13 protein-coding genes are annotated in these 16,895 nt (G+C 60.4%); 1 reads left to right on the forward strand and 12 read right to left on the reverse strand.

Translation table 11 applies throughout. The features are described 5' to 3' along the window. Position 1: 1 nt before the first annotated feature. The 10 genes from QMK55_RS25420 to QMK55_RS25465 form a co-directional block, all read right to left on the reverse strand. Positions 2-586 (reverse strand): glutathione S-transferase, encoded by a 585-nt coding sequence (locus QMK55_RS25420; RefSeq protein ID WP_320330212.1) that lies wholly within the window; start codon positions 584-586, stop codon positions 2-4. After that, on the reverse strand, positions 583-4,224 hold the full coding sequence (locus QMK55_RS25425) for an SbcC/MukB-like Walker B domain-containing protein (RefSeq protein ID WP_320330213.1): 3,642 nt from the start codon (positions 4,222-4,224) through the stop codon (positions 583-585). The genes QMK55_RS25420 and QMK55_RS25425 overlap by 4 nt, the downstream gene beginning before the upstream one ends. Continuing rightward, the gene (locus QMK55_RS25430) at positions 4,221-5,465 is read right to left on the reverse strand and encodes an exonuclease SbcCD subunit D C-terminal domain-containing protein (RefSeq protein ID WP_320330214.1); all 1,245 of its coding nucleotides are present in this window, start codon (positions 5,463-5,465) and stop codon (positions 4,221-4,223) included. Before QMK55_RS25430 ends, QMK55_RS25425 begins: the two co-directional genes overlap by 4 nt. Before the next feature lie 161 nt (positions 5,466-5,626). Beyond that, positions 5,627-7,264: a BatD family protein gene (locus QMK55_RS25435; RefSeq protein WP_102356521.1), complete on the reverse strand. Its 1,638-nt coding sequence runs from the start codon at positions 7,262-7,264 to the stop codon at positions 5,627-5,629. Next, positions 7,261-8,997, reverse strand: a complete 1,737-nt coding sequence (locus QMK55_RS25440) for a tetratricopeptide repeat protein (protein ID WP_320330215.1) — start codon at positions 8,995-8,997, stop codon at positions 7,261-7,263. Before QMK55_RS25440 ends, QMK55_RS25435 begins: the two co-directional genes overlap by 4 nt. Next, the gene (locus tag QMK55_RS25445; RefSeq protein ID WP_102356519.1) at positions 8,994-10,073 is read right to left on the reverse strand and encodes a vWA domain-containing protein; all 1,080 of its coding nucleotides are present in this window, start codon (positions 10,071-10,073) and stop codon (positions 8,994-8,996) included. The genes QMK55_RS25440 and QMK55_RS25445 overlap by 4 nt, the downstream gene beginning before the upstream one ends. After that, positions 10,066-10,563: a DUF4381 domain-containing protein gene (locus QMK55_RS25450; protein WP_064587858.1), complete on the reverse strand. Its 498-nt coding sequence runs from the start codon at positions 10,561-10,563 to the stop codon at positions 10,066-10,068. Before QMK55_RS25450 ends, QMK55_RS25445 begins: the two co-directional genes overlap by 8 nt. Beyond that, positions 10,560-11,504, reverse strand: coding sequence for a DUF58 domain-containing protein (locus QMK55_RS25455; protein WP_102356518.1), 945 nt, complete (start codon positions 11,502-11,504; stop codon positions 10,560-10,562). The genes QMK55_RS25450 and QMK55_RS25455 overlap by 4 nt, the downstream gene beginning before the upstream one ends. A gap of 5 nt (positions 11,505-11,509) precedes the next feature. Then, positions 11,510-12,469 carry an AAA family ATPase gene (locus QMK55_RS25460; RefSeq protein ID WP_003218556.1) on the reverse strand — a complete coding sequence of 320 codons (960 nt, stop codon included), beginning with the start codon at positions 12,467-12,469 and terminating at the stop codon, positions 11,510-11,512. Positions 12,470-12,737: 268 nt separating this feature from the next. Beyond that, positions 12,738-13,091 (reverse strand): hypothetical protein, encoded by a 354-nt coding sequence (locus QMK55_RS25465; RefSeq protein WP_102356517.1) that lies wholly within the window; start codon positions 13,089-13,091, stop codon positions 12,738-12,740. A gap of 191 nt (positions 13,092-13,282) precedes the next feature. Between QMK55_RS25465 and QMK55_RS25470 the strand changes: the two genes are divergently transcribed. Further along, positions 13,283-14,845: a hypothetical protein gene (locus QMK55_RS25470; RefSeq protein ID WP_320330216.1), complete on the forward strand. Its 1,563-nt coding sequence runs from the start codon at positions 13,283-13,285 to the stop codon at positions 14,843-14,845. Between the two features lie 54 nt (positions 14,846-14,899). On the opposite strand, the gene cui is transcribed toward QMK55_RS25470, so the two are convergent. Further along, positions 14,900-15,475, reverse strand: a complete 576-nt coding sequence (gene cui, locus QMK55_RS25475; protein ID WP_320330217.1) for a colicin immunity protein Cui — start codon at positions 15,473-15,475, stop codon at positions 14,900-14,902. An 85-nt stretch (positions 15,476-15,560) separates the two neighbouring features. Continuing rightward, a complete protein-coding gene (locus QMK55_RS25480; protein ID WP_320330218.1) occupies positions 15,561-16,751 on the reverse strand; it encodes a colicin-like pore-forming protein in 1,191 nt (396 codons plus the stop codon). Positions 16,752-16,895 lie beyond the last annotated feature (144 nt).

A 16,895-nucleotide genomic window follows, 5' to 3' on the forward strand; every position in this document is an offset into this window, starting at 1 on the left:
GTTACTTCTTCATGATCGAAGTGAAGAGCTCGGATTCGAGGAAGCGCTGCAACCAGGCTTGTAAGCGAACATAAGGCGTCTGCGCAAACCACTCGCGATCCACATGGGCAAACTGCCGAACGAAGGGCAGCAGGGCGATATCCGCCAGGCTCGGATGATCGGCCAGAAGATAATCGCGATCGTTGAGCAGCACTTCCAGCCGCTGCAAATACACCGCGCCTTCAGCCCGATAAACCTCCATCGGCTGCTCGGGATAACGCTCGGCATACTTGTAGCGATTCAACTGCACCTTGAACCCCTGATCATTCGCCTCGATCAATTCAGCAATCCGCGAGTCGCCAGCAAGCAACCAACCCTGCGGGTCATTCTGCGCCAACGCCCAGTGCATGATCTCCAGACTCTCATCAATCACCTGCCCACCGGCATCCAGCACCGGCACCGTGCCCTTGGGCGAGATTGCCAGCATCTCGGCCGGTTTGGCCTTGAGGCTGACTTCAACGATCTCTACCGGTACGCCCGAATAACGCAACGCCATCCGCGCCCGCATTGCGTAAGGGCAGCGGCGGAAGGAATACAGCGTGTTCATTTCACCTCCAGCGTGCTCAAACCGTTGCCTTGGCGCTGCACCTGAATCTGCACCGGAATCCGTTCGTGCATTTCCTGCACGTGGGAAATCACCGCGACCTTGCGGCCCTGCGCCTGCAAACCATCGAGTGCGTCCATTGCCAGTTGTAGCGACTCTGGATCGAGGCTGCCGAAGCCTTCGTCGATAAACAGCGATTCGATTTTCAGCGTACTCGACGCCATCGACGCCAGACCCAGCGCCAGGGCCAGCGACACCAGGAACGTTTCACCGCCAGACAACGAATGCACCGAGCGCAGTTCGTCGCCCATTTCCGTGTCCATCACCAGCAGGCCAAGCATGCTGCCACCGCGCTTGAGGCGATAGCGTTTGACCAGTTGGCGCAGTTGCACATTGGCGTGATGCACCAGCAAGTCGAGGTTGTAGGCCTGAGCGATCTTGCGGAAGGTGTCTCCGGTGGCCGAGCCGATCAAGGCACTCAGTCGCGCCCAGCGTTGATACTCGGCGTAGGCCTCGGCGATCTGCTGCGCCAGCGCCTGATTGGCGTTTTGCCGACGCTGGTCTTCGACCTGTTCGGCGCGCAATTCGGCGCACTGCTGTTCGCTGACGGTGAACTGGTTCTGCACATCTGTGAGGGCACTGGCCAGTTGTTCGGCATCAAGATTGCCGTTGTGCTGCGCCTGATGATCGAGCAGACGCTGGTCACGTTCCTGCAACAACACCTTGGCCTGTTCGATGGCTTTTTCGTTGTGCTGCAAGCGCTGGCGCAGTTCGGCGACTTGCCCGTCGTCGATTCGCAACAAATCTTCGAGGCCGCCGTCATCCAGCTCTGGATGACGAGCGCGCCAGTCGGCAATCTTGCTCGCCAGATCCTTTTCCTCGCTGTCCAGCGCCTGCAAACGCTGTTGCTGCGCCTTGAGTTCAGCGGCGATCTGCACAATCTGCGTGCGTACGTTTTGCAGATCCTGAGCCGTGCCAGTTTCCGCCGCGCGCGCTTGTTCCACAGCCTGTTCCAGTTGCTGCTGCCAGTGCTCGGCGCTGCTGTGGTCGCCAAGCAATTGCGCAAGTTTCTGCTGGCAGAGTTGCTGCTGCTCGGCCAACGCATTGAACTGTTGCTCAGCCGTTTGCGCTTGCTGGAGGCGGGTCTGCTGACGGTCCTGCTCTTTCTCCAGCGTTTGCTGACGCTGTTGCTGCTCGCTCAGTTCTTCCTTCTGCTGCTCGAGTTGCGCCAGACGCTCGGCGATCTGTCGGTCGAGCTGCATGAAGGTCGCCGCCGGCTCGCGACGCAAGGCCTCAAGGGTCTCGGCCGGCAGCACATTGCCGAACGCCGTCAGTTCTTCGTCGAGGCGCTGACGGTCGCTGCTCAATTCGCGTTGCTGATTATTGAGGTTCTGCGCGGCCTGCTGATGTGCGGTTTCGGCCTGACGCAATTGCTGGGTCAGACGCGCGGCATCCTGTTGCAGGGTGAGCAGGGCGCTCTGGCGTTGTTCGTCCTGGGTAATGCTCTGGTTCAGTTGCTCGTTTTGCCGCGCGAGCCAGCCATCGCGCTGGGCGGCGTCCTGATTGAATAACTGCGCGGACAGCGGATGGGCATCGAGGCTGGGTGCCAACGCTTGCTGTTGGGTCGCCAGTTGTTCTTGCTGTTGCAGCAGTTCTTTCTGCTGAGCAATGACGCCACCGACTTCGGCACGCAGCTCGATGAGCTTTTCCTTGAGCTGATCGACCACCTGCTGAGCATTGGCCTGCTCGCTTTCATCATGCCGACCGAGGCTTTGCAGCAGCGCTTCGGGCTGATGATACGGATGCTCGTTGCTACCACAGACCGGGCACGGCTGATCGTCCTGCAACTGCGCGCGCAATTCTTCGACACTGGCACTGCGCGCCAGCCGCTGGCGCTCAAGCAGCTCGCGGGTGACGTTGAGGGTTTGTTCGGCGATGGTCAGTTCGGCTTTGCTTTTCACCCCGTCCTGGGTCAGGCGCTCGCGTTCCTGCTGGGCGTTGAGTTGACGCTGTTGCAACTCGGCGTTGCGTTTGTCCAGATCCTGTTGCGTGGCCCACAGGCGCGACAGATCCTCGAACAGCCGCAGTTGTTTGCGGTTGTCCTGCAGCAGCGTGCCAAGGATACCGATCTGCTCGGCGACCGCATCCGGTTCGGCGCCAGCCTCTTTGAACAGCACCTCAAGCTGCTGTTTCTGCGTGGTCAGTTCTGAGGCACTGCGCGCGGCGTTCTCTTCGAGATTCGCCAGTTCCGCCTGACCCTTGTTCAGGCGATTGCCGATCAGCATCAACTGTTGCAGGCGATCGCGATAGGCATTCCACGCGTCACTCAACGGCGCCAGATGAGTGCTTTGCTCAAGCTCGGCGGCGATGCGTTGCAGGCGCTCGCCGACCTGGGTCTGTTTTTCCAGCAAGGCTTGGATTGCGTTCTGGCCCTCGGTACAAGCCTGCCGCGCATTGGCTTTGGCTTCAGCGCACGCGGCGACTTCTTTGGCCAGGCGGGCGAGGGTGCTTTGTTCTTCAAAGGCCTGACGCAACAGCGGCGCGTTTTCCGACTGGCGCTGCTGCGCTTCGCTCAGGGCGACTTTCGCCGCCTCGAGATTCTGCTCCAGTTGTGTCTGACGCTCGGTCAGCTCGCTGTGTTGCTGCGTGTGCGCAGCAATCTGTGCAGCCAACGGCGCCAACAACGCGTCGAGTTCGGTTTTACGCGCGAACTGATGCCGCTGCGGGCCGAGCTGTTCCAGTCGCGTCAGTTTCACCCGTTCGCCGGCCAGACTTTCCGATTGCTGCTGTGCACTGTGCAATTGCTCGGTGGCGGCTTGCTGCGCATCCTGCAACACCCGCAAATCCTTGAGCCAGCCGTGCTGTTGCTCAAGCTGTTTGAGCTGCGCCTGTTGCCGTTTCAGCTGTTGTTGCGCAGCGTTGAAGCGCTCGTCCAGTTCGGCTCGGGCTTCGGGCGCCAGTGGGGTGACGCCAGTCGCTTGATCCTGCAACAGCTTGTGCGCTTCGCGAGCCTCTTTGGTCTTGTCGAAGGCGCGGCGGCCGAGGCGGGTGTACAGCGCGGTGTCGGTGAGCTTTTCCAGTAGTTCGCTGCGGTCGTTGTCGTCCGCTTTCAGGAACGCACTGAACTCGCTCTGCGCCAGCAACACAGCGCGGGTGAACTGTTCGAAGTTCAGGCCGAGTGCGGCTTCCAGCTGAGTTTTGTATTCGCCTTTCTGACTGGCGAGCAGTTGATCCTGATCAATATCGCGCAGGCTCTGACGGCTGGCTTGCAGCTTGCCGCCAGCCTTCTCGCGGGCGCGGTTGGCTTCCCAGCGCGCCCGATAGCGCCGGCCATCGACACCGACAAAATCCACTTCGGCATAACCTTCGCCGGTACCGCGTCGCAGCAGAGTGCGCGGGTCGCCAGTGGCAATTTCGCCGTCGGCATCGGGGACTTTGGCGTCACGCCCGGTGTTGTTCAGGCGCGGCACAGCGCCAAACAACGCCAGACACAATGCATCGAGCAGGGTACTTTTACCGGCGCCGGTCGGACCGGTAATCGCAAACAAACCGGCGCTGGCCAACGGCTCAGCGGTGAAATCGATCTCGAACGGGCCGGCCAGCGAGGCGAGGTTCTTCAAGCGAATGGCGAGAATTTTCATGGCTGCTCGCCCTCCAGTTGCACGTCTTGCAAGAGTTCGCCGAAGTCCTTCAACGTCTGCTCATCGACCTCACTGCCGTAGTTGTCCAGCCATGCGCGGCTGAACAGTTCTTGCGGGGTGAGCTGGTCGAGTTCGATCAGTGCGGCGCCGTCTTCGACCCCGTCAGCACCACGATTACCGGCGTATTCAGCGGCGATACGCACCAGGCGCACGGCCTTGCCTTGCAGGGCGCTTTCGACTTGATGGCGCAGATCCGGCTGTGGCTCGTCGAGGGTTACGCGCACTTCCAGCCACGGTTGCCGCTGGGTTTCGGCGAGCAGGTCGATGTTCGGCAGGTCTGCCAGTTGCAGCAGGATCTCCGCCAGCGGCGCCGGGCCGATCCGTTGCAGGTTGACCGATCTCGGGACCAGTTTCGGCTCGACACTGACCAGGGTTTCGCCATCGAGCGTAACGTCGAGGATCTGGTGTTGATAGCCGATTTCCGAGAACGACAGCGGAATCGGCGAGCCGCTGTAGCGGATGCGTTCTTCACCGTTGACCTTCTGCGGCTTGTGCAAATGGCCGAGGGCGACGTAGCTGATGCTCGGCCCGAACAGGCTGGCGGGCAGGGCTTCGGCGTTGCCAATGATCAGGCTGCGCTCAGAATCCTCTGAAACCGAGCCGCCAGCCATGTGCGCGTGGCTGATGGCGATCAACGCTTGACCGGGTTTGCGCTTGGCGTTGGCGGCTTCGATCAGCCATTCGTGTACCTGACCGATACCGCGCAAATAGTTGTCGCCCAGATGCGCGCCGGTGACTTCGGCCGGGCGCAGGAACGGCAGCGCCAGGCACCACGCAGCGACTTCGCCTTGGGCATTCGGCAACGGCAGCAGCAAGCGTTCGGCGTCGAGCTGGCCGTCATCCAGCCACAACACCCGACCCAGCGCATGGGTGCGCAGGCGGCGCATCAATGGCGCAGGCAATTCGATGCGCGAGCCGGAATCGTGGTTGCCGGCGATCATCACGATGGTCAGCAACGGCTGCTGCTCGTGGGCGCTGACGATGAAATCGTAGAGGCGTTCCTGGGCTTTGACCGGCGGATTGACCGTGTCAAAGATGTCTCCGGCGATCAGCAGCACATCCGGCTGCGCCAGTTGCAGTTGGCGCAGCAGCCATTCGAGAAAGCACGCATGCTCGAAATCGCGCTCCTGGCCGTGCAGGTTTTGCCCAAGGTGCCAGTCGGAGGTGTGAAACAGACGCAAGGCGGACTCCGCATCAAATAAAGAGGTGATGGCCGCAGGGAAATGAGGGGGCGGCGAAAGAGGGGGAGAGTTTACTGGCAAATGCGCGGGCTGTGGTCGAAGTCAGTCTTTTGGGAGTGGAGATTCAGGTGGCACAGGGTTTCACTACATCCAGGAGAGGGTTACTTCGGGTAGAGCGGCGGCAACCCACTGTCACCCACAGGATCCTGCACGCGTTCCGCCGCCGGAATCGTGCGGATTGCCCGCCACAAATCCTCACCCTGCCAATGCTGCCCGGTCTCGCTGTAGAGCGCGCCGTTGAGACCATCGAGGGCGTCGGACAGCGGCACGAAGCGCGCCGCCATGTCCGCCAACGTTTCCGGCTGCTGACGGGCCCAGGCGTCGAGTGCCTGACGGGTCGCTTGCGGGTCGTTGGCCTGGCTTGCGCGTTTGATATCGTCCATCAAAGTGCGCGGGCTCGGGCCGGTTTGTGCGGCGCGGTGCACCGCCGGTTGCCAGCGCGCACGCCACCACAGGCCGAAGCCGAGCAGGGTGGTGCAGGCGAGGATCAGCGTGCTGAGTTTCCACCACCACAGGGTGTCGCTGTCGGCGCTGGCCGACTGCAGGGTGCCGGCCGGAGTGTCGACTTGCAGGCTCGGGTTGTTCGCCACTTGCAGGGTGCGCGCCGGCAGGCTGGTGTGTTCCAGGTGATCCTCGAAGGTGTTCCACCAGATCACGTCGACGGTCGGCAACTCGATGCTACCGCTGCGACCAGGTACCAGCGCTTCGCGTTCTTCACGGCTGCCGATCAGGCCGCGCTCGCCGCTCTGGTTGCTCAGCACCGGTTGATCCGGGTAGCGGCGCAGGCCGTTGGCGTCGGTGGCGGGCAGGGCGGGCAACTGTGAGCTGGCCAGGCCTTCGACTTTCAGGGTCAGGCTGCGGGTCAGCGAGTCACCGACCTGGGTGTGCTCCGGTTCCGGGCTCCAGCTTTCGCTCAGGCTCAGGCTGCGTGCCGGTAGCCACGGCGCATCGGCCGGGTAGGTCAGTGGTTTTGGTTTGACCGTCAGCGCAATCTCGGCGGAATTCACGCGCAGCAGTTTGCCCGGTTTCGGCCCCTGCGCGGTGGCGTCCTGGCTGGGCTGGGTGTCGACCAGTGTGGCGCTGAACGTCTGCGGGGCAATGAGCAGCAAGCCGCTGTGCTGCGGGTAGATCGCGTAGCGCATCTCGATCACGCCATGGCGCACACCATTGATGTCTTTCTCGTAGGTGCGCGTGTCGCCCAGTTGCTCGATCCGTGCATCGGCGATCTGCAACGGGGTCAGGCTGCTGTCGTCGTACAGTGACACCGAGTGGTAGATGCGCAACGTCAGGATCGCCTGCGCCTGCACATACACGCTGGACTGGTCGAGACTGGCCTCGATGAACACCGGGGCCGGGTTGTTTTTCTCTTCGCGGGTGTCGCTCTCGACCACTTGCACGGTGATCGGCTGGCTCTGCACCTCACCCAGTTGCAGCGGCGGGATGATCACGCTGCCGTTTTCTTTCGGCAGCAGGGTGATGATCCACCGGGTGGTGGCGCGGTTGTCGCCATTGAGGGTGTTCAACTGGTTGACCTGGCGCGTGCCGCGCACCTCGAACAACGGCTCCAGCGGGGTCAGGTCGGGTTTGCCGAACTGCGTGACGTCGTTGGTTTCGAGGGTGAGTTCGACCGTCTCGCCGGAGTTCAGGCGACTGCGATCCACGCTGGCCGTCAGCTCGGCCGCCTGGGCGGTGGCCGTGCAGATCAGCAGGGGCAGCAACAGAGCGGTGAAACGGGTCATCGAGTTTTTTCCTGATCCTGATGTTGTTGCTGTTCGTACCAGAATTTGCGTCGCAGCAATTCCCCGGGATTGTCCGGAATCTTGCCCAGCCATTGTTCCAGTGCCTGACGCTGTTCGCCTTCGAGGTTGTCCTCGCCGGGTTGCAGCGTCGGTGCAGTATTCGCTGTTTCGTCCGGCGGGTTGCCCGGCACTTCGTTGGGCCCTGGTGGCGGTGGCGTGGTCGGCGGCGGTTGGTTGGCCGATTCGCCGGGCTGGGCCTCGCTCGGGGTGTCACTTTTCACCGCTGGTGGCTGTGCGGTCGCTGGCGGTGGTTCATCGCCGGGCACGTTCGGCTGCGCCGTTTGCGGCTGCGGCTCGGCCGGTGGCGGGGTGTTTTTCTGCTTCAGCAGGTTTTCCACCAGCGCCTTGTTGGTCTGCGCCGGGCGCAGGTCCGGTTGCAGTTCCAGCGCCTGTTCATAGGCATCGATCGCCGCTTCCAGTTCACCACTTTTCGCCAGCGCGTTGCCACGATTGTAGTGGGCGCGGGCATCACTGCCTTCGGCGAAACGCTGAGCGGCGCCACTGTAATCGCCGGCCTCGTACAACGCCACCCCTTGCCACTGGTGATCTTCAAAGTGATCGGCGGCCTCGGCCGCGCGTTTCTGCTTGAGCAGATGCAGGCCCTGTTGATCGGGGCGCAGCCACAAGTCTTCGAAGTCGAAAGCGTAGCTCGGTTGCGGCAGGCACAGCAGCAGCGGCAGGCAGAACAGCCAGCCACGCCGACCGGCGCAGGCAGCCAGCAGCAACAGTGGCAACAACAGCCAGTAGCCCTGATCGGCCCAGGTGTCGAGGCGCACGGTCTGGCCATCGTTGCGTAGGCTGCGCGGGCCATCGAGCAGGCCGAGGGCGTGCAAGTCGGTCTCGTCCAGCCGCGCGCTGTGGTATTCACCGCCGACGCTGGCGAGGAAGGCGCCGAGGCTCGGGCTGTCGAGTTGCGGCACGCGGATCGCGCCTTGTTCGTCCTTGAGGAAACTGCCGTCTTCCTGGGCAATCGGCGCGCCTTCGGCGGTGCCGACGCCGAGCATCAGCAGTTGCGCCGATTGTTGGCCGAGGGCGCGGCGAATGCCTTGGCGTTCTTCTTCGCTCAGTGAGGAGCCGACCAGCAGAATCCGCCCCTGACCGAGCGCGCCTTGCTTGAGCAAGGCCAGCGCTTTGCTCACGCCGAGATCAGCGCGATGACCGCTTTCCGGCATCAGCGACGGTTTGAGCGCGTCGAGCAGATTGTGGCTGGTCGCCAGGTCGTCCGACAGCGGCACCAGCGTGTGTGCGCTGCCGGCGTAGACGACAATCGCGGTCTGCGCGTCGCTGCGTGCCTGCAACAGATCGAACAGTTTGCGCCGGGCCTGTTCCAGCCGCGTTGGTGGCGAGTCAGTGGCGAGCATTTCCGGGGTCAGGTCCAGCACCACCACCAATGGATCGGCAGGTTTCTGGCTGGTCTGTTCGACGCGCTCCCAACTCGGTCCGAGCAGGGCGATGATGGTCAGCAGCCACGCCACGCCGAGGGCGACCCATGGCAGTTTGCTGGCGCGCCCGCTGCCACCGCTGAGCAAGGTGGCGTGAAACGCCGGCGGCAAAATCATCTGCCAGCGCCCGGCGCGTTTCTGTCGGTGCCAGAGTTGCCAGATCAGCCAGCCGAGCAGCGGCAGGAGCAGCAGCCACCAGGGACGGAACCAGTGCGGCCAGAGCGCGATCATCGGCGCCTCCGCAGACGCAGGCGTTTCAGTCGCTCACGCCAGTCAGGCAACGGACTTTGCAGATAAAGCTCCTTGGTAAACAGGCGTTGCAGCGGGTTGTCCGGCCACAATTCACGGGCGACCAGCAACAGGCTCAGCAGCAGCGCAAACGCCAGTGGCCACTGATACAAGGCTTGCGCCGGGCGCGCCTGGGTCGGTTGCTGGGTCACCGGTTCGAGTTGATCGAGGGTGTCCCTGATCGCTTGCAGCTCTTTGCCGTCGCGGGCGCGGAAGTATTGGCCACCGGTGGCTGCAGCGATCGCCTTGAGTGCCGGCTCGTCGAGGTCGAGGCTCGGATTGATCCCGAGCAGGCCGGTGCTGCCACTGTCCTCAGGATCAGCACCGATGCCGATCGGGTAGATTTTCACCCCTTCGCTGGCGGCCAGTCTGGCGGCGGTCAGCGGATCGATTTCGCCGCCGTTGTTGGCGCCGTCGGTGACCAGAATCAACACCCGGCTCTGTGCCGGGCGCATACGCAGGCGTTTCAGCGCCAGGCCGATGGCATCGCCGATCGCGGTGTTCTTGCCGGCGATGCCGATGCGCGCTTCATCGAGCCAGACGCGAACGGTGTGGCGGTCGAAGGTCAGCGGTGCCTGCAGGTAGGCCTGACTGCCGAACAGGATCAAACCGACCCGGTCGCCGTCGCGGCTTTCAAGAAAATCGCCGAGCAAGTGCTGGACCAGCGACAAGCGGCTGACGTCTTCGTCCTGCCACTGCATGTCGGGAAAATCCATCGAGCCGGACACGTCCACCGCCACCAGCAGATCACGTCCGCTGGCGGCAATCGGCAGCGGTTCGCCGAGCCATTGCGGGCGGGCAGCGGCGCTCAGCAGCAACAGCCACAGCAGCAGGAACGGTGCCTGCTGACGCCACGCCGGCAGGTTGGCCCGGGCGCGTCGACGCGCCAGGCCTTCGAGGTCGGACAGAAAGCTCACACGCAATGCTGGCTCACCACTGTCGGCCACCGGCAGCACCAGGCGCATCAGCCACGGCAGCGGCAGCAGCACAAAGATCCACGGCCAGGCGAACTCAAACATGTTTGCGAATCCAGGTTTCAACGGCTTGGGTCAGGCCGGCGATGGCTTTGTCGTCGAGTTTGCATTCGGGTTTGTAGGCGCCTTCGACCAGCACCATCCAGCGTGTCAGGCCAGCGGCCGGGCAACGGTTGTCGAGAAATGCCAGCCATTTGCGGCCATTGAGCGTGTGGCTCTGGCTGTAGGGGTAGTGGTTACGGCACAGGCGCTTGAGCAGGCCGTTGAGCTGTTGCAGCCAGGCCCCGGCCGGCGCGCCGTCGTAGGGTTTGGGCATTTGTGCCAGTTCGGCCAGCGCGGCGATGCGCACCGGGTCCAGCGGTTGCTCGGCGCGCACGATCGGGCGTTTGCGGGTCGGTATGAACCGACGCAGACGCCACGCCGCGAAACCCAGCAGTGGCAGCAGTAAAAGCAGTAGCCACCAACCGGGCGCCGGTGGCCAGAAGTCGATTGGGGGTGGGGAGATCAGAGGTTGCAGTTGCTCGAGGCCGTTCATCGACCGCTCCCCGAGCGCTGCGGATTGAGGAACTCCCGCATCTGCTCGACCATCTCGCTTTGCGTGCTCAACGGCATCAACAGCACCCGCAGTTTTTGCGCGAGCAATTCCCAGCGGGCGATGCGGGCTTCGGCCTGGGCGCGATAGGTCTGGCGCAGATCGAAATTGAGCGTGTCGAGCTCCAGTTGCGCGCCTCTTTCCGCGAACCTCAAAAGCCCCGCGGCGGGCAACGCGTGATCCAGCGGATCGGACAGCGGCAGCATCAGCAGGTCGCAATGGCGCGACAGCAGGCTCAGTTGCTGCTCGGCGCTGTCGGACAGCGCACGCTCATCGCAGATCACGATCACCAGGCTGCCCGGGCGCAACACTTCACGGGCCCGGCGCAGCGCTACGCCGAGGGCGTCGCGGTCCGGTTCGCGTTCGCTGTGCAGCGACTGATTGACCTTCACCAGGCGGTTGAGCAACTGCAACAGGCTTTGTTTGCTGCGGCGCGGTTTGATTTCGTAATGTTCGTTGTCGCCAAACACCAGCCCGCCGACCCGGTCGTTGTGCCCCAGCGCGGCCCAGCCGATCAGCGCCGCCGCTTGCGCCGCGAGCACCGACTTGAACATCAACCCGGAGCCGAAAAACAGCCGTGTGCTCTGCTCGACCATGATGAAAATCGGCCGCTCGCGTTCTTCATGGAACAGCTTGGTGTGCGGCTCCTGAGTGCGCGCCGTCACCCGCCAATCGATAGTGCGCACGTCGTCGCCGGCCTGATAGACCCGCACCTGATCGAAGTCGACCCCGCGCCCACGGAATTTCGAGTGATGCAGGCCGATCAGCGGGCTGCGCTGACTCGGCGTGGAAAACAGCTGCACTTCGCGCACACGGTGGCGCATCTCGATCAGGTCGGTGAGGCTGATGCGGATGCCCGGTTCGGACGGCAGGGGGGCGTTCATGGGGGTCAAGCGACGGCTACGACGTCGAGAATCCGCTGCACCACCCGATCCTGATCGATGCCGGCGGCTTCGGCTTCAAACGACAGAATGATGCGGTGACGCAACACGTCGAACAGCACCGCCTGAATGTCTTCCGGGCTGACGAAGTCGCGACCGGCCAGCCAGGCGTGGGCCCGGGCGCAGCGGTCGAGAGCGATGGAACCGCGCGGGCTGGCGCCATAGGCGATCCACTCGGCCATTTCCGGGTCGAACTTGGCCGGGGTGCGCGTGGCCATGACCAGTTGCACCAAGTATTCCTCCACGGCGTCGGCCATGTACAGGCCGAGGATTTCCTTGCGTGCGGCGAAGATCGCCTGCTGGCTGACCCGGCGTTCAGGCTTGGTTTCGCCATTCAGCGCTTCGCCACGGGCCTGCTGGAGGATCCGGCGTTCGACGGCGGCGTCCGGGAAACCGATTTTTACGTGCATCAGGAACCGGTCGAGTTGCGCTTCCGGCAGCGGGTAGGTGCCTTCCTGCTCGATCGGGTTCTGCGTGGCCATCACCAGAAACAGCGGCGACAGCTCGTAAGTGCTGCGCCCGACGCTGACCTGGCGCTCGGCCATGGCTTCGAGCAGTGCCGATTGCACCTTGGCCGGGGCACGGTTGATTTCGTCCGCCAGCACCAGATTGTGGAAGATCGGCCCTTGCTGGAACACGAAACTGCCGGTTTCCGGGCGATAGATCTCGGTGCCGGTGATGTCGGCCGGCAGCAGGTCGGGGGTGAACTGGATGCGATGGAACTGGGCTTCGATGCCCTCGGCGAGTTCTTTGATCGCTTTGGTCTTGGCCAGACCCGGAGCGCCCTCGACCAGCATGTGGCCGTCGGCGAGCAGGGCGATGAGCAAGCGCTCGATGAGTTTTTCCTGGCCGAGAATCTGCGTTGAAAGAAAGGTTCGCAGCGCCAGCAGCGCTTCACGATGTTCCATCGGTGACTGTTCCTGGAAAGGGTGGCCCCAGGCGTTCGGATAACGCCGGGGCTGGGGGCGTTACTTTAATCCATCGAGGGGGGTGGCGACTAACGGCATTTTGCGCAAAGTGCGGGAAATGACTGGGGTAATTGTTGGATTTTTGTAGCCGGGGAGTGATTGGTTGCCTGTGCCGGCCCTATCGCGAGCAGGCTCACTCCTACAATGGATCGTCGTACACCGACCTGTAGGAGTGAGCCTGCTCGCGATGAGGCCAGTCTGGGCGCCATCACACTTCGTTAATGAAGGTACCCGTCCCATCAAGGATATTCTTCAAGGTCTCAACAACCTCATCCAGATCAACCATATCCGGGTTGAAGCTGATCTCCAGCACATCATCCCCATTCAACGCATCGGCGTCCGCCGCAGCGATTTCGATCTTCAGCAGCGTCTTGCTCAAGGTCACCTTGACGCCGTCCAGCGTCGAAGGCTCGCCATCCAGAGTGATTTCCAGTTCGTCCTCGTCCGGATAACGGCTCATCAGAAACATATCGCCCTTGTCACTGTGGCAGCAGAGCATGGCCATGTTGTCTTCTTCGTCATCGCACGGGTTGACGATCAGTAGGGCGGTGGTCATTTGCATGGGGGAATTCCTGGCCGACGGGCGCTGAGTGCAATCGAAAACGCGATTTTGCCAGCCTTGGCGCATTTGCGCTGCTCTCTTGCGTCGACACAGGCGGCTGGGAAACGATTTTGTCTTATTGATGCTCGCAATAATGGCTCGCAGGAAACTTGGCAGAATCAATGAAGAAGGATAATTCCCGCAGCTGAGTCTTGAGACTGGGACTGAAATTTCCGAGGACGCCGAAGGAAAAATTCCTTGTTGGAACTTGTCTGGTGTTTTCTGCTTTTTCGCTTGTTTTATCGACGCAATCGCCATTATTTTGGCCGCTCGAGCGCAAAGGAGTGCGTCAATCCAAACTGAAAAAAGGACCTCTTTCAATGCATCAGTATTTCGAACGCGCTCAGGAAATCGCGCACCTGTCCGACGATCAGATCGAGCAGATTTATCAGCGATATCTGGACGGGGAAAAAAGCGCTGCACTTTTGGTCGAGTATCAGATCCCTGCCACTGTTCGCAGCTTGCTCAAGGTGTTGCCGCCAATCGTCAGTCAGGATCTGATGTGCCCTTATTGCGATTTGCCCATGTGGGTACGTCGGCACGCTCGGGGCACCTCGGTCTCGCAGCGTCATCCGTTCAAGTGCGTACGGTGCGAGCACCGATATTCTGCGTCTGCCCGCCATGGTCGACGTACCGTGTGTACTTGCCAGGCATGCTTTCAGGCTCATCAACAACAATTGGCGGCGCAGGCCGAGCTTGATCGACGGGAGCTTGAATCGCGCTACGCTATGCCTTGTGTCGCTGTACCGTATTCGGCCCTTGGGTTTGTGCAGAAACTGACGTTGCTGGCCTTGCTTGACGATGGCAACGGCAGCCATCCCGAATGGATTGCTCCGTTGAACGCACCTTCGCGAAGCGAACATCTGGCACCGACCGTTGAGGCCAGTGAGGAACGGCTGAAGAGTCTGCACGAGGCCGGCGTGTTAACGGTCGCGACGAGTTCCGATATCAAGGCCTTCGATCGCACTGAGGGTTGCAGTATCAGTGACTATTCTGCGGTGCGCTGGCAGCCCAATGTGGCACTCGACGGGGTTGCGCGCTGCAATCGGGAAAGCTTGTACCTGGCCCTCTATCAGGAGTTGTCCGGCGACGTTCAGGCCGCCTGGAAGAGTGAGCTCTACGGGTTGATCTTTGATCTGGCCCGAGAAGAGTCGCTGCAGTACATCCATGTGCTGGCCAATGAAGTCAGTTTTACGTTCACGGCCCAGGCTCGTGCTGAAACGGTCGTGGGGCAACTCCTGCAGGATTTTTCCGTGAGTCAGCTCTACTACTTTGCTCGTCTGGCAGTAAAAAACGCTGCGCACTTCTACGCCACCGGCAATTCCAAGGGGCGCAATCACGCATCCAACACCATCCCGCGCAACATGCTCGGGACCGCCCAGGATGCCCTGACACGAAACTGGCGCAAAAACGCACACCGCGATTCGCGGGTACCGCAATCGGCGTTGCATCGGTTGTTGTACGACGTAGTGCTCAAGGACAGCGGTGCCGGGTTTTCCAAGTCGCCGGGAATGTACTGGCGCGATGAACTGGTGCCGCAGTTCTTTTCCGGTGCAGCTTTTGACTGCGACCTGCTCGGTCATTTGAAGCTGTTTTGCCGAGAGTGTGACTCCAGCAATATCGACGCCAGCATGGACAAATTGATCCTGAAAACCATGTGTTACGACTGTGCCACGGTGAGCAAATTCAGGGCGTTCGAGGAACTGCCTGACTGATGTTGATGGGGTGATGGCCGTAAATGGTCCAGGGAAAAAGGGAGGGCGTAGCGCTCAATGAGGGTGGCTGCGTTCCCTTTTTTCCTTCCAGTTCTTGATCAGCAAGAACGGGAAATAAAAAAAGACTCGGTGAATCATGAATGGGATAACAAAGAAAATTATCAACATGCCTGAAGAGAATATCGAGTAGAACAATATGTTTTGTCCAAACAGGTTTCCATATTTCCCGGTGCCTTTTCCAAGGTCTGTGTCGGTTAAATAAAAAGCCAATGTAAAAAACATAATCATAAAGGCTGTAAAGAATATCCCAGTGATGAATCGCGTTAAAATCTTGTTTTTGTACTGGGCAGGGTCGATTTTCATTGTTTTGTGCACTTTGTAGAATAGCGTTAGCGCAAATATTGGCCCGATCGCCGCTACATAGTTTGCGGTTGCTTTTGAGCTGAAGGGGAATAAGGAAGACCAGAATCCGCTCAAGCTGAAAAGCTGATTGTCAAGAAAGTCGTTAATGGCGAAATCCAGGCTGCTTTGCGGGAGTGCAGGGAGGAGAAGATTTATAAAAAAGATCGGGGCGCAGAAAAGGCAAATTAATAATGGGGGTACAGTCAGTTCAGGTGGGTTTTTATTCATCTTGGTGTTCTCCAGTAGGCAAGGCTGTGTTGTCTGCTTAACTGGGCCAGCCGGAAGTTAGAGACTGGCCCGTTACAGATGTTTGCTATCCTTTTGTGGAAGCGCTATTGAACTGATCCAGGATTAGTGTATTTATTTTTTCCACGTTATCAGCACTCAAATAGGCTGCTGCCAAGGCAATCAATAAGCCGACTACCACGATGCCGGGCACGGTGATGGCCAGTGCCGGGAAAGAATAGGCGGCGATCACTGCCAGTAGTGCGCCTGCCCCCATTCCAGCCGCAATACTCTCAAGCTCCAGCATCAACGGTTTCCAATTGCCTTCCCGGAACCCGACAACAGTTTTATCGATCACCGAGTGCGCTTGCACAATTTTGCCGGTTACGCCAAACCCCTTGGCCAATCGGTTGACGTTGTCCGCATAGGTTGCTTTATCCAGCGCGTTCAGTGCATCGACGACCGCGCGAGTATCCTGCGCGCTGAGCCTTGCCCTCGGGTTGGTCCGCACCTGCTCGAACGTCTGCAACGCATCGTTGTAGCTTCTGATCTTCTTCCCTGAAACATCCTTTTGAAGATCCATCACGACCTGGTGCAGGTTTGCGCCGTATTTCTCAAGGATGTATTTGTTCGCGTCGGCGACGTAAGCCACTGCGCGTTTGTAATCATCAATGCGCTTGGCTTCTGCTTCGGCAGCGATCCGGTTTTTTTCTTCCTGCAGGCGTTTGGCCTCTGCCAGAGCTGCCTGATGAACGTGCTCTCGTCTCTGTGCCTCTTCAGCCTGCCGCGCCGCTTCGGCTGCCTGTTGTTGGGCGAGTGCCTCGGCCTGGCGCCGGGCTATTTCGGCATACAGTTTTGTCTGCCGATTCTGGAGGTTTGCGATTTGCTCGTTCAGAAGCATGGCGTCATAAGTGGCTTGTAACTTCGAATGTTGTCGCGCCGTTTGAACGTCCCTTAGTTTTTGCTGCAACTCCGCGTTTTTTTGAAAAAGTAATTCGTTGACAATGTTCGTGGCTTTGTTCAGCCATGTGTCGGGTGTAGGGTTGGTGAGTGGTGGGTGCCTGCTATCTATAAGGTTCAACTCTGTTTGCAAGCCATGTTCGAGATTGTGCTTTCTTGCGAGATAATCGCTTTCTATTGCCAGTGTGAATCCATGCATCGGATTGCCAAGTGGATAGTTCTTGAGAATGTCTCCCCGGATAGTTTTTGGGCTTAAGTTGACTATCTCCCATGTACCGTCACCATAGAATATGGTTGCCGGGAGTTCGAGTTGTCGCATGTGATGATTCCTTTCTGTGATGGGGAACCCTTTCCGTGGGTTCGGTCAAAAAGCAATGTTCTGTTTATTGGGCTGGTCTTATATAGATAGCACTGCCGGTTTGCGCATTCAAATCGTGCTGTAGGAATTCGGTCTTTAAATTGT

Source organism: Pseudomonas sp. P8_229 (genome assembly GCF_034008635.1).
Classification (GTDB): Bacteria; Pseudomonadota; Gammaproteobacteria; order Pseudomonadales; family Pseudomonadaceae; genus Aquipseudomonas.